The following is an 11,698-nucleotide window of genomic DNA, read 5'->3' as shown; positions in this document are numbered from 1 at the left end:
CCCAGGGCGAACGGCCGACATCATGGACATCGTTCTTCTAGGAACCGTTTCGTGTCCGATCCCGCCTATCCTCCGATCAGCCCGCTGAAGACCGGCCTTCGCGCCCGCTGCCCGCGCTGTGGCGAGGGCCCTGTCTTCAAGGGTTACCTGAGCCTGCGTGAATCCTGCCCTGAATGCGGGCTGGACTACAGCTTCGCCGATCCGGCCGACGGCCCGGCCTTCTTCGTCATGTGCGCGGTCGGCGTCGTCGGCATGATCGCCTTCATGATCTTCGAGTTCAGCCTGCATCCGCCGGTCTGGGTCCACTTCCTTGTGACCTTCCCGATCCTGGCGGCCATGTGCCTGTGGGTGCTGCGGCCCTTCAAGGGCTGGATGGTGTCCGAGCAGTATTTCCACAAGGCCGAGGAAGCCACCTTCGTCAGCGTCGGCAAGCACGGCGAAGGCTATGGCTGGCGCGGTCAGGCCGAGCGCGCCGCCAAGGCCGCCGCCCGCGACAAGGACTGAGCGGCGGCCTCTTTCTAGGCAGTCGGATCAGTCGGCCCGGAAGACCTGGCCGCCCTTCATCACGAAGCGCACGCGCTCCAGTTCGGTGACGTCCGTCAGCGGATCGCCGCTGACCGCAACCAGGTCGGCCGGCATCCCCGGCGCCAGGCGCCCGGCTTCGTTCTGGATGCGCAGGTGCTCGGCGGCGCCGACAGTGGCCGCCTGGATCGCCTCAAGCGGCGTCAGTCCTGCGCGGACCAGCAGGGCGAACTCCTGAGCGTTGTCGCCGTGGGCCGAGACGCCGGTGTCGGTGCCGAACGCGATCCTGACCCCGCCGCGGTGCGCGCGCGCGGCCATGTCCAGCATCTTGGGTCCGGCTTCCAGCGCCTTGGCCGTCTGGGCCGGAGTGAAGAAGTTGTCGGGGCTGGATGCGACGCGAGCGACGAAATCCCCCGCCATCAGCGTCGGCACCAGCCAGGCGTTGTTCGCCTTGAACATCCGGATGGAGTCGTCATCCAGATAGGTGCCGTGCTCGATGGAATCGCCGCCCGCCTTCAGGAAGGCGTTGATGCCGTCGCCCCCGTGAGCGTGAGCGGTGACCTGACGGCCCATGCGATGGGCGACCTCGACGATAGAGGCCAGTTCGTCCTCGGTGAACTGTTGCGCCAGGCCTGCTGCCGTATTGGACAGGACGCCGCCCGTGGCCGTGATCTTGATGATGTCGGCGCCCGCGCGCACCTGCATTCGCACCGCGCGGCGGCAGTCTTCCGGACCCGAGCAGATGCTCTCAGGCGACATCAAGTGCAGGATGTCGTCGCGATAGCCGTTGACGTCGCCGTGCCCCCCATGGACCGAAACGGCCGAACCGGCGGCGATGATGCGCGGTCCGGGCACGTCGCCCATGCGGATGGCGTCGCGCAGGGCGAAGATGGATTCGTTCGTCGCACCGAGGTCGGCCACCGTGGTGAAGCCCGCATTGAGCGTGCGCCGCGCATATCGCGCACCGACCATCGCCTGGGCCGCATTGGACTGCGTCAGTCCATCGAGGCGCGAATTCGGATTCGATTCGAAGGTCAGATGGACATGGCTGTCGATCAGGCCGGGCAGGACGAAGGCCGAGCGCAGATCGACGACGTCCCCTTCGCCGACGAAGCCGTCGCGGATCTCGACGACTTGGTTCCCTCTGATCACGAGAGTTTTATCACGCAGGACCCGACCGCTGGCCGGATCGGCCAAAAGCCGCCCCACTTGAACGAACTTCGTCGGCTGTTCAGCGGAAACCGACGCAGGCGCCGGGGTTTGGCGCGCTTCGGCGCCGGTCGCGGCCAGAACGGCCGCGGTCACAATCAGGGCAAGCTTTTTCATTCATCCCTCCCGTTACTGAGGCGCGCAACATAACCGTTCCAATCTTCCCGCCAAGGCCAAGGTTGCTTTGCAAGGACGGTTCATGAAACAAGCCGATACAGTTGTTTAACCGTGCGAGGGGCGTCGCATGCGGCTTTCCAGACGTGGCTTGATTCTGGGCGGATCGGCCCTGTTGGCGGGGTGCTCCTCCGCCGCTTCCACCTCCAGCCTTCAGCTCGCCGGGGCCGTGGCTCCAAACCTTCCCACCCTGCCGGATCGCGCAGCGCCGGCCGCTGTCCAGATCACGGACGTCGGGACGACGATCGATCCCCACGGCGTCGTCCGCAAGGATCTGATCGAACGCGCGCGCGCCGCCATGGACGTGCACGGCCACAAGATTTCGAAGCGCGACCGGATGTATCTGGTCGATTTCCAGAAATTCTCGGGCGAGGACCGACTCTACGAAGTCGATCTGGAAGGCGGCTGGGTCACGGCCTACCGCACCAGCCACGGGCGCGGCTCGGACCCGGCGCATTCAGGCTATGCGCAGCAGTTCTCCAACCGCCCGGACAGCCATATGTCCTCCATCGGCGCCTACGCCACGGCGGGCGCCAGCTGGGGCAGCCAGCAGGGACCGAACGTCCTGCTGGACGGGCTGGAGTACTCCAACAACCTGGCGCGCGAACGGGCCATCATCATCCACGGCGCCGACTACGCCGACCCGGCCTTCCTGGCGCGTCAGGGCAAGCTGGGCCGGTCCTACGGCTGCTTCTCCGTGTCCCACGCCGATCTGATCCCACTGCGCGAACGCATGGGCGAGGGCCGGCTGTTGTTTGCGATGACCTGACATAACGATCGTCACCCTCGGACTTGTTCCGAGGGCCTATCGTTCTACAGGCGCCGCATCGGGCTTAAGAGCGCGTCATAAGAACCAACCGCCGCGCCTAACGGCCGCCATGGGCCCTCGGGACAAGCCCGAGGGTGACGTGATTTTAGCGCGGCTCCAGCGCCCGCCAGCCGATGTCGGTGCGGTGGAAACCGCCCGGCCAGTCGATCTTGGCGATAGCCTCATAGGCGCGCTCGCGCGCCTGGGCCACGTCGTCGCCATAGGCGCAGACGTTCAGCACCCGACCGCCCGCCGCCGCCAGGGCGCCGTCGTCGCGCAGCTTGGTCCCCGCATGGAAGACCTGGACGTGCGGGCCGAAGTCCTGATCCGCGCCGCGAATGACCGAGCCTTCCAGCGGACTGTCGGGATAGCCCTTGGCCGCCAGCACCACGCAGATCACCACGCCCGGCTTGAACGTCGGGGCCGGCGCCTGGGTCAGGTCGCCGCGCGCGCAGGCCAGCAGCAGCGGCACGACGTCGCCGTCCAGCCGCATCATCAGCACCTGGCATTCCGGGTCGCCGAAGCGGGCGTTGAACTCGACCACCTTGGGGCCTTCGGCCGTCGCCATCAGCCCCACATAGAGGACGCCGCGATAGGGCGCGCCCTCCTCGGCCATCTTCTGAATGGTCGGGACGACGACGCGCGCGTTCGCCGCCTCGGTGAAGGCCGCCGTGAAGACGGGCGCGGGCGAATAGGCGCCCATGCCGCCGGTGTTGGGTCCCAGGTCGCCGTCGAAGGCGCGCTTATGGTCCTGGGCGCCGCCGAACAGCACGGCCCGCGTCCCGTCCGACAGGGCGAAGAGGGAGCCCTCCTCCCCGTCCATGAATTCCTCGATCACCACGCGCGATCCGGCCGCGCCGAACCGGCCGCCCAGCATCCGCTCGATCTCGGCCTCGGCGTCGGCGCGATCGGGGCTGATGGCCACGCCCTTGCCCGCCGCCAGGCCGTCGGCCTTGATGACATAGGGGGCCGAATACCGGTCCAGCGCCGCCTTGGCCGAGGGGACGTCCTCATAGACGCCATAGCCCGCCGTCGGAATGCCGTGGCGCTGCAGGAAGGCCTTGGAGAAGGCCTTGGACGTCTCCAGTTGCGCCGCCTCCTGGGTCGGGCCGAAGCAGGGGATGCCCGCCGCCTGCAGCCGGTCGGCCAGCCCCTCGGCCAGGGCCGATTCCGGGCCGACGACGACCAGATCCGCCTTCATCTCGCGCGCCAGGGCCGCCAGGCCGTCGGCGTCGGTCGCCTTCAGGTCGGGCCGCATCTCGCCCAGCCTGGCCATGCCCGGATTACCAGGCGCGACGACGAGCCGCTCCACCAGCGGCGACTGGGCGATCTTCCAGGCCAGGGCGTGTTCGCGCCCTCCCGATCCGACGAGCAGAATGTTCATGGGGGCGGAATGGCCGCGCGCGCCGTCCCGGTCAAGCGCCGGAAACGGTTAGCCGACGCAGGATCATGGAAATCAGGGCATCCAGGCGGGCATGGCCTTCAACTGCTCCAGCGTCATGGTCGACACCAGGTCGTAGTCGTCGCCTTCCTTTCGAGGCGTCAGACCATCCAGCGGAATGCGCACCCAACGCGGCCCGCCCTCGCCGGCCGGCTCGATGATCAGGCCCGTGACCGCGCCCGACGCGTCCAGGTCGACCCGCTGGACATCGCCCAGATCGACGCCGGCCGACGTGATGAGATCAGCCTCCTCCAGTTGCGCGACGGTCAGGCCCAGGGCCATGGCCCCAGCCGGTGCGGCCGCAGGCGTCGTCGCCGTTTTCGGCGCCGAAGCGGCGTCGGGCGAGGCCTCGGGCGTCCTGTCCGGCCTGGACGGCGCCTGCGAACAGGCGGCCAGCAAGGCGGCGGTCGAGGCGGCGGCGAGCAAAATCCTCATCATCAAACCCTCCTGTCTCTAGATCACGGCCGACACCACATAGACGCCGACGCCGGCCAGAAGAATCAGCCCCAGAACCAGCCACGGGCTGAGCGCCGGATTGTGACTGCGCCGCGCCAGATCGCGCTCGCGCGCCTGATCGGGCGGTACGTCGTCGGCCATGGCCTCCTCCGAGGGCGGGTCTGGGGACTGCACCATGTTTCGCGAACGCGCGCGGGGACGCGCCCGTTCCGCCACGCTTGTCGCGGCGCCCCGGCGGATCGGCGGATGTCTTTGCGGGGGCGTCGGCTGCGGCTAGGGTGCGCGCCATGACCTCCGATGACGACTACGCCTTCGAGGGCGCGGCCCCGCAGCCCGCCCGCGACAACAATCCGCCGCTGTCGATCTCGGAGCTGAGCTTCGCGCTGAAGCGCACTCTGGAGGAACGCTTCGGCCATGTGCGGCTGCGCGGCGAAATCTCCAAGGTGAACCGCCACGCCTCGGGCCACGTCTATCTGACGCTGAAGGACGACAAATCGGCCATCGACGGCGTGATCTGGAAGGGCGTGGTGCGCGGCCTGGGCGTCCAGCCCGAGACGGGGCTGGAGGTCATCGTCACCGGCAAGATCACCTCCTATCCGGCGCGCTCCTCCTATCAGATCGTGATCGAAAGCATGGAAGCGGCGGGCGCAGGCGCCCTGCTGGCCCAGTTGGAACGGCTGAAGGTCCGCTTGCGCGACGAGGGCCTGTTCGACCCGGCGAAGAAGAAGGCCCTGCCGACCTTCCCCGCCACCATCGGCGTCATCACCAGCCCGACCGGCGCCGTGATCCGCGACATCCTGCACCGGATCGCCGAACGCTGGCCCTGCCGCGTCATCGTCTGGCCGGTGGTGGTTCAGGGTGACGCAGCCTGCGGCCAGGTGTCGAACGCCATCCGCGGCTTCGACCAGATGACGCCGGACGGCCCGATCCCGCGCCCCGACCTGCTGATCGTCGCGCGCGGCGGCGGCTCGGTCGAGGATCTGTGGTGCTTCAACGACGAAGGGCTGGCGCGCACGGTCGCGGCCGCCCGCATCCCCATCATCTCGGCCGTCGGGCACGAGACCGACACCACCTTGATCGACTTCGTGTCGGACCGCCGGGCGCCGACCCCGACCGGGGCGGCCGAAATCGCCACCCCGGTGCTGGCCGACCTGCGCTGGGCGCTCAGCGATCTGGAAGGCCGCCTGTCGCGCGCCGGTGCGCGGATGCTGGAGGATCGCCGCACCCGTCTGCGCGCCGCCGCGCGCGGCCTGCCCGCCCGGCCCGAAGACCTGCTGGCCCTGCCGCAGCAACGACTGGACCTCGCCGCCAGCCGCCTGGGCTCGGGGCTTCATCGCAACGTCGCCGTGCATGAACGTCAGTTGGCGGCCGTCGCCGGGCGACTGTCCAGGGGACTGCTGGACCGCGCCATTGAGCGACGCGGCGACCGGCTGGCCGCCTATGCCGACCGTTTCGGCCCGGCGATGAAGCGGCGGCTGGACCGCGACGAAACCCGGCTGGCCGCCCTGTCACGGGCGTTGTCGACGCTGGACCCCAAGCGGCCCAAGCCCGGCTTCGCGCGCATCGAGGACGCCGAGGGCGCCATGATCGCCTCGGCCGCCGCTCTGTCGCCGGGGCAGGCGGTTCAGATCGTCTTCGGGGATGGCGCGAAGGGGGCGACCATCGATAGTGAGGGCGCGACGCCGCGTCCGGCGCCGACGCCCAGGCCCGCCCCGCGCCCGAAGGCCGCGCCGGCGGGTCAGGGCGACCTGTTCTGATCCCTGAAATTCCGCTCATCCCGGCGGACGCCGGGACCCAGTGCTTTGGCTTCAACCTCAGCGCTTGGAAACTAGGCGTCAGTCTTCAGAGAATCGAGCGCGTCGCTCTTACTGGATCCCGGCGTCCGCCGGGATGAGCGGGCTTAGAGGGGCGGAGCCCTAACGGCTGGCCGTCTCGCTCAACACCGCCTTCACCGCGTCGATGTCCAGCGCCTCGACCGTGACCGCCCTGCCGTCGATCACCGAGGTCGTCGTCTGCGCCTTCAGCAGGGAGTTGAGGATGGCCTCCTCCGTCGCCTCGGCGACCGCGACGAACAGGGGCGACATCCGGTCGTTGGGCCAGTCCGCGACCATCGCCTGCCCCATCCGCCGCTCAGGCGTGCGCCGCACGCCCTCCGCCGTCGAAAACGCGATCGCATAGTCTCCCGACCCATTCGAGAACGCCGCCCCCGTCCGCGCCAGACCGGCGAAGGCCCGGTTCGCCAGCCGCTCCAGATTGCGGTCCGACAGCGGCGCATCGGTCGCCACCACGATCATGATGGAGCCGTCGGCGCGCTCATTCTCCACCTCTTCGCGCAGGTAGTAGCGGCCCAGCCGCACCCCGACCGGCGCCCCGTCGATGCTCAACATGCCGCCATAGTTCGACTGGACCAACACCCCGACGGTGAAGCCGCCCAGGCTGTCAGGCAGTTTGCGCGAACTGGTGCCGATCCCGCCCTTGAACCCGAAGGCGATGGTCCCGGTCCCGGCGCCGACCGCGCCCTGCTCCACCGGCCCCGACGTCGCCGTCTCGATGGCCCGCACCACGTCGGCGGCGGTGACGACGCGGGCGCGGATGTCGTTCAGCCCGCCGTCGTTGGTCTCGCCCACCACGGCGTTGACCGAACGGATGTCCTCATGCCCCGGCTGCTTCAGCATCCAGTCCAGAACGCCGTCGATGCCCCGCGCCACCGACAGGGTGTTAGTCAGGACGATGGGCGTCTCGATCTCGCCCAGTTCCCTGATCTGGGTCGCGCCGGCCAGCTTGCCGAAGCCGTTGGCGACCGACAGTCCGGCTGGCACCTTGTCGCGGAACAGGTCGCCGCCGTGCGGCACGACGGCGGTGACGCCGGTGCGGACGCTGTCGCCCGCGCGCAGCGTCACCTGCCCCACCTTCACCCCGGCGACGTCGGTGATGGCGTTCAGCCGCCCCGGCGACAGGACGCCCGGCGCCCGGCCCAGTTCGCGGATGGTCGGGCGCTGGCCTTGCGTCTCCTGAGCGACCGCTCCGGGCGCGGCGGCCAGAACGGCGGCGAAGACGCCGGCGGCGAGGATGTCGGCGGGCGATCGAGACATGAAACATCCGAACTTATGAACGAGAAGCGGTCAGATGACGGCGATTCGCCTCTCGTCCCGCACAGGCTTCACGCTATGATGGCCTCATGAGCACGCAATCCTCTCCCCAGGACCCAGGCCAGGCGGCGGGTCAGACCGCCAGCCTGCACTACGGCGACGGCGAATTCGCCGTCCTGTCGGCCGGCGCCTTCGTGCGCTGCGCCGTCAGCGGCGCCGCCATTCCCCTGACGGCCCTGCGCTATTGGTCAGTAGAGCGGCAGGAGGCCTACGCCGGGCCGGGCGAGTATCTGGCGGCCGCCGGGCGCTGAGCCCATTCTCGTGTCGCGCCGGACGGCCTCCGGCGTTCCTGTTTTCCGGTGTCCTGAGATGTCCGCCCTGAGTTCGATCCACGTCCTGCTGGTCGACGACAATCCCAATATGCGCGCCATCGTCGCCGCCATGCTCAAATCCGTCGGCGTCGGCCGCCTGACCGAGGCCGAGGACGGCGCCGACGGGTTGGAGCTGTTGCGTCGGGAGGCCGTCGACATCGCCATCGTCGACTTCCGCATGAAGCCGATGGACGGGGTGGCCTTCACCCGCGCCGTCCGTAGCCAGGCCGACAGTCCCAATCCCTACCTGCCGGTCATCATGATGACCGGCCATTCCGAGAAAAGCCGCGTGACCGAGGCGCGCGACGCGGGCGTCACCGAATTCGTGGCCAAGCCGGTGAAGGCCCAGACCCTGCTGACGCGTCTCGAAGCGGTGATCCTGCGCCCCCGCCCGTTCGTGCGCTCGCCCAGCTATTTCGGCCCGGATCGTCGCCGCACCCGAACCGAAGGCTACGCCGGTCCCTTCCGCCGCGCCGACGACGGCGTGCTGGATTAGGCGTCCGACGCCCGCAGCGCCTCATAGACCTGAGGCGGCCAGCGTTTGTGCACCCAGAACCAGTCGACCGGATGCTCGCGCACCCGGTCCTCGACGAAGCGGTTGGCCGCCTGAACGCCCGCCAGCACGTCCGCCGCCTTGTCGCCCGTGTCGGGCACGGCGATCGGCTCGTGCGCCGTCACGCGGAAACGCACGCCGGGCAGGCGCACCACCGACAGCGGCTGCATCACCGTGCCGAACTTCAGCGCCATGCGCGCCGCGCCGGGCGAGGCGTTGACCGGCTGGCCGAAGAATTCGACCTCCGGCCCCTGGCTGTATTTCTGATCGACCAGCAGGGCGATGGACTCGCCGCGCTTCATCCCCGCCATCAGCTCGCGCGTGCCGTCGCCCTTGGGCGCGAACAGTTTGATGCCGTAGCGCTCGCGGCTCTGGCGGATCAGGGCGTCGACATAGGGGTTGTTGGCCGCGCGATAGGTCACCTGGCACGGCACGCCCGCCGACATGATGACCGCCGCCATGACCTCGAAATTGGCCAGATGGCCCGAGATCAGCACGACCGGACGGCCGCTGTCGCGCACGGCGTGAAGCCGCTCCAGCCCGACGATGTCGATCCGCCCGCTCTCCGGCGTCAGTCGATCCATCACCGCCAGCTCGGCGAAGGTGCGCCCCGTCTGCTCCCATTGCTCCACCGCCAGACGGTCGCGCTCGGCGGCGTCCATGTCGGGAAAGGCGATCCTCAGATTGCGCGTCACCGTCCTGTGCGTGCCGGTCAGCGGCCCCAGCGTCCGCAGCAGTTTGCCTCCGAAACCCGAGGCCCGTTCGACGCCCAGCAGGCGCAGGAAGCCGAACAGCCCGCTGAACGCTGCCGCCTCCAGCCGCCAGACGATATCCTGCCCCAGTTTGGCGGCGCTATCGCCCTTCGGGCTGCTTGAGCGCGATTTGTTGTTCTCACCAGGCAATCGTCAGTCCGCCGTCCACCACCAGGGTCTGGCCGGTCACATAGGCCGACGCAGGGCTGCACAGATAGACCGCCGTGCCCGCGATTTCATCCGGCTGGCCGATCCTTTTCAGCGGCGCGGGGTCGGTGACGGTCTTCAGCAGCTCGGGGTTCTCCCACAGGTAGCGGGCGAAATCGGTCTGGACCAGGCCCGGCGCGATGCAGTTCACCCGCACGTTCGACGGCCCGAACTCCACCGCCAGATTGCGCGCCAACTGCATGTCGGCGGCCTTGGAGATGTTGTAGGCGCCGATCAAAGCGTTTCCGCGAAGCCCGCCGATGGAGGAGATCAGCAGGATCGCTCCATCCTTCCGTTCGACCATCTCCGGCGCGACCATGCCGATCAGCCAGTGGTTGGAGATGACGTTGTTCTGAAGGATCTTTTCGAACTGCTCGTCGCTGATGCCCGCCATCGGCCCGGCGTAGGGATTGGTCGCGGCGTTGCAGACCAGAATGTCGATCTGACCGAAGGCGGTGCGGGTATCGTCCACCAGCCGCTGCAGGTCTTCCTTTGAGGCGATGTTGGCGGGAATGGCGATGGCGCGGCCCTCGCCGTGCTTGTCATTGATGGCGACGGCGACCTCTTCGCACGGCCCGGCCTTGCGCGAGGAGATGACGACGCGGGCGCCGTGCTCGGCCAGACGCTCGGCGATCGCCTTGCCGATGCCCTTGGAAGAGCCGGTTATGATGGCGACCTTGCCGCTCAGATCGAACAATTCCATGCGTTAACCTCCTTTTGCCGCCCGTTTATCCGCGCGGACCCTAGCCGTTAGCCTTCGTTAACGTGATACTTGATCGATTCTATAGGGAAAGGCGGTTCTGACCGGCCCCATGCGAAAGATCACCGGCGGCTTCCTCTTCTTCGGCTACCTGTTCCTCGCCCTGACCATCGGGGCGGCGATCTGGCGCGCCGGTCTGGGCGGCGGCGCGGGCGCGGCCGGGGTGCTGGGCGCGCTGGGGATCATGGCCGGCGTCCACGCCATCGTCACCGGCATGGCCGACCGCCGCGCCCTGCGTCTGGAGATCGGCAAGGTGCGCGAGGCCCACCGCCTGCTGGCCGATGCGATGGAGTCGACCCAAGGCGCCCTGACCGAACTGGCCCAGGCCATCGAGACCGGCGCCCTGTCGCGCACCGACGCCCTGACCGGCGAGGTGCGGATGCTGGAAGGCCTGGTCCAGCAGATGAGCGCTTCGATCGAGGAACGGCTGGCCGCCTCCACCCTGACCGCCGACACCTTCGAGGGCCGTCGTCAGGTCCAGTCGAACACCCTGCTGAAAACCGTTCACGACGCCCTCAGCGAGAACCGCGTCGACCTGTATCTTCAGCCCGTCGTGACCCTGCCCCAGCGGCGGACGGTCTATTATGAGAGCTTCACCCGCCTGCGCGACCCGTCCAACCGGGTGATGATGCCCGCCGAGTACCTGTCGGTGGCCGAAGGCGAAGGCCTGCTGCCCGCCATCGACAACCTGCTGCTGTTCCGCTGCGCCCAGATCGTGCGCCGTCTGGCCGGGCAGGACCGCAAGGTCGGGGTCTTCTGCAACATCTCGCTGGCGTCTCTGGGCGACGAGACCTTCTTCCCGCAGTTCCTCGACTTCCTGAGCCAGAACCGCGACCTGAAGGACGCCCTGATCTTCGAACTGGGTCAGGCGACGTTCGACGCGCGCGGCGCCGTCGAAGCGCGCAACATGGCCAAGCTGGCCGACCTGGGCTTCCGCTTCTCCATCGACAAGGTGCAGACGCTGGACCTGGACTTCGCCGACCTGCAACGCTCGGACGTGCGCTTCATCAAGGTGGCCGCCGATCTGCTGATCGAGCAACTGCTGGATCTAGACGGCGCCGCTCCCCTTCCCAGCCAGCCGGACATCCGCGCCGGCGACTTCGCCCCCCTGACCCGCCGTCACGGCCTCGAGCTGATCGCTGAAAAGGTCGAGAGCGAGAAACAGGTCGTCGACATCCTCGAACTGGATATCGCCATGGGCCAGGGCCACCTGTTCGGCGAGCCCCGCGCCATCAAGGAAGCCGTCCTGGCCGAGACCGACCCGCCCGCCGACTTCGTCCGCTCGACGCTGAAATCGGCCGAGCAGAGGGTGCGCCTCTAGGCCCGCGGCCGAAAACCGCCAGACAACCGGGCCGC

At 68.6% G+C, this 11,698-nt stretch carries 13 protein-coding genes; 6 read left to right on the top strand and 7 right to left on the bottom strand.

Annotated features, from left to right (window positions below; translation table 11 throughout):
* Nucleotides 1–51: 51 nt before the first annotated feature.
* Nucleotides 52–504, top strand: a complete 453-nt coding sequence (locus tag V8J38_RS04565) for a DUF983 domain-containing protein (protein ID WP_312220387.1) — start codon at nucleotides 52–54, stop codon at nucleotides 502–504.
* A gap of 27 nt (nucleotides 505–531) precedes the next feature.
* On the opposite strand, the gene V8J38_RS04560 is transcribed toward V8J38_RS04565, so the two are convergent.
* Nucleotides 532–1,848 carry a metal-dependent hydrolase family protein gene (locus tag V8J38_RS04560; RefSeq protein WP_291779831.1) on the bottom strand — a complete coding sequence of 439 codons (1,317 nt, stop codon included), beginning with the start codon at nucleotides 1,846–1,848 and terminating at the stop codon, nucleotides 532–534.
* 127 nt (nucleotides 1,849–1,975) lie between these two features.
* Here V8J38_RS04560 and V8J38_RS04555 point away from each other — a divergent pair, with 127 nt between their 5' ends.
* The gene (locus V8J38_RS04555) at nucleotides 1,976–2,674 is read left to right on the top strand and encodes a murein L,D-transpeptidase catalytic domain-containing protein (RefSeq protein WP_338578072.1); all 699 of its coding nucleotides are present in this window, start codon (nucleotides 1,976–1,978) and stop codon (nucleotides 2,672–2,674) included.
* A gap of 145 nt (nucleotides 2,675–2,819) precedes the next feature.
* Here V8J38_RS04555 and purD read toward each other — a convergent pair whose 3' ends face one another.
* The 3 genes from purD to V8J38_RS04540 form a co-directional block, all read right to left on the bottom strand.
* Nucleotides 2,820–4,097, bottom strand: a complete 1,278-nt coding sequence (purD, locus tag V8J38_RS04550) for a phosphoribosylamine--glycine ligase (RefSeq protein ID WP_338578071.1) — start codon at nucleotides 4,095–4,097, stop codon at nucleotides 2,820–2,822.
* A 72-nt stretch (nucleotides 4,098–4,169) separates the two neighbouring features.
* Nucleotides 4,170–4,592: a PRC-barrel domain-containing protein gene (locus tag V8J38_RS04545; RefSeq protein WP_291779822.1), complete on the bottom strand. Its 423-nt coding sequence runs from the start codon at nucleotides 4,590–4,592 to the stop codon at nucleotides 4,170–4,172.
* 15 nt (nucleotides 4,593–4,607) lie between these two features.
* Nucleotides 4,608–4,751, bottom strand: a complete 144-nt coding sequence (locus tag V8J38_RS04540; RefSeq protein ID WP_291779819.1) for a hypothetical protein — start codon at nucleotides 4,749–4,751, stop codon at nucleotides 4,608–4,610.
* A gap of 146 nt (nucleotides 4,752–4,897) precedes the next feature.
* Here V8J38_RS04540 and xseA point away from each other — a divergent pair, with 146 nt between their 5' ends.
* The gene (gene xseA / locus V8J38_RS04535; protein ID WP_338578070.1) at nucleotides 4,898–6,367 is read left to right on the top strand and encodes an exodeoxyribonuclease VII large subunit; all 1,470 of its coding nucleotides are present in this window, start codon (nucleotides 4,898–4,900) and stop codon (nucleotides 6,365–6,367) included.
* A gap of 159 nt (nucleotides 6,368–6,526) precedes the next feature.
* Here xseA and V8J38_RS04530 read toward each other — a convergent pair whose 3' ends face one another.
* Nucleotides 6,527–7,702, bottom strand: coding sequence for a P1 family peptidase (locus V8J38_RS04530; protein ID WP_338578069.1), 1,176 nt, complete (start codon nucleotides 7,700–7,702; stop codon nucleotides 6,527–6,529).
* A gap of 86 nt (nucleotides 7,703–7,788) precedes the next feature.
* Between V8J38_RS04530 and V8J38_RS04525 the strand changes: the two genes are divergently transcribed.
* On the top strand, nucleotides 7,789–8,010 hold the full coding sequence (locus tag V8J38_RS04525) for a DUF2093 domain-containing protein (protein ID WP_123154994.1): 222 nt from the start codon (nucleotides 7,789–7,791) through the stop codon (nucleotides 8,008–8,010).
* Between the two features lie 58 nt (nucleotides 8,011–8,068).
* Entirely contained in the window at nucleotides 8,069–8,566 is a 498-nt protein-coding gene (locus tag V8J38_RS04520) for a response regulator (protein ID WP_291779807.1), read from the top strand.
* Here V8J38_RS04520 and V8J38_RS04515 read toward each other — a convergent pair.
* Nucleotides 8,563–9,465, bottom strand: a complete 903-nt coding sequence (locus V8J38_RS04515; protein ID WP_338578591.1) for a lipid A biosynthesis acyltransferase — start codon at nucleotides 9,463–9,465, stop codon at nucleotides 8,563–8,565. The genes V8J38_RS04520 and V8J38_RS04515 overlap by 4 nt on opposite strands.
* 49 nt (nucleotides 9,466–9,514) lie before the next feature.
* Nucleotides 9,515–10,285, bottom strand: a complete 771-nt coding sequence (locus V8J38_RS04510; protein ID WP_291779804.1) for an SDR family NAD(P)-dependent oxidoreductase — start codon at nucleotides 10,283–10,285, stop codon at nucleotides 9,515–9,517.
* A gap of 109 nt (nucleotides 10,286–10,394) precedes the next feature.
* Here V8J38_RS04510 and V8J38_RS04505 point away from each other — a divergent pair, with 109 nt between their 5' ends.
* Nucleotides 10,395–11,663 (top strand): EAL domain-containing protein, encoded by a 1,269-nt coding sequence (locus V8J38_RS04505; protein ID WP_338578068.1) that lies wholly within the window; start codon nucleotides 10,395–10,397, stop codon nucleotides 11,661–11,663.
* Nucleotides 11,664–11,698: the final 35 nt, after the last annotated feature.

It is taken from the genome of Brevundimonas olei, assembly GCF_037055245.1.
GTDB classification, from domain to species: domain Bacteria; phylum Pseudomonadota; class Alphaproteobacteria; order Caulobacterales; family Caulobacteraceae; genus Brevundimonas; species Brevundimonas olei.
This window is presented reverse-complemented; position numbering and strand designations above follow the sequence as displayed.

Coding starts and splice junctions, on each gene's coding strand:
- V8J38_RS04560 (WP_291779831.1), bottom strand. CDS start 1,848: ATGAAAAAGCTTGCCCTGATTGTGACCGCGGCCGTTCTGGCCGCGACC.
- V8J38_RS04555 (WP_338578072.1), top strand. CDS start 1,976: ATGCGGCTTTCCAGACGTGGCTTGATTCTGGGCGGATCGGCCCTGTTG.
- purD (WP_338578071.1), bottom strand. CDS start 4,097: ATGAACATTCTGCTCGTCGGATCGGGAGGGCGCGAACACGCCCTGGCC.
- V8J38_RS04545 (WP_291779822.1), bottom strand. CDS start 4,592: ATGATGAGGATTTTGCTCGCCGCCGCCTCGACCGCCGCCTTGCTGGCC.
- V8J38_RS04540 (WP_291779819.1), bottom strand. CDS start 4,751: ATGGCCGACGACGTACCGCCCGATCAGGCGCGCGAGCGCGATCTGGCG.
- xseA (WP_338578070.1), top strand. CDS start 4,898: ATGACCTCCGATGACGACTACGCCTTCGAGGGCGCGGCCCCGCAGCCC.
- V8J38_RS04530 (WP_338578069.1), bottom strand. CDS start 7,702: ATGTCTCGATCGCCCGCCGACATCCTCGCCGCCGGCGTCTTCGCCGCC.
- V8J38_RS04525 (WP_123154994.1), top strand. CDS start 7,789: ATGAGCACGCAATCCTCTCCCCAGGACCCAGGCCAGGCGGCGGGTCAG.
- V8J38_RS04520 (WP_291779807.1), top strand. CDS start 8,069: ATGTCCGCCCTGAGTTCGATCCACGTCCTGCTGGTCGACGACAATCCC.
- V8J38_RS04510 (WP_291779804.1), bottom strand. CDS start 10,285: ATGGAATTGTTCGATCTGAGCGGCAAGGTCGCCATCATAACCGGCTCT.
- V8J38_RS04505 (WP_338578068.1), top strand. CDS start 10,395: ATGCGAAAGATCACCGGCGGCTTCCTCTTCTTCGGCTACCTGTTCCTC.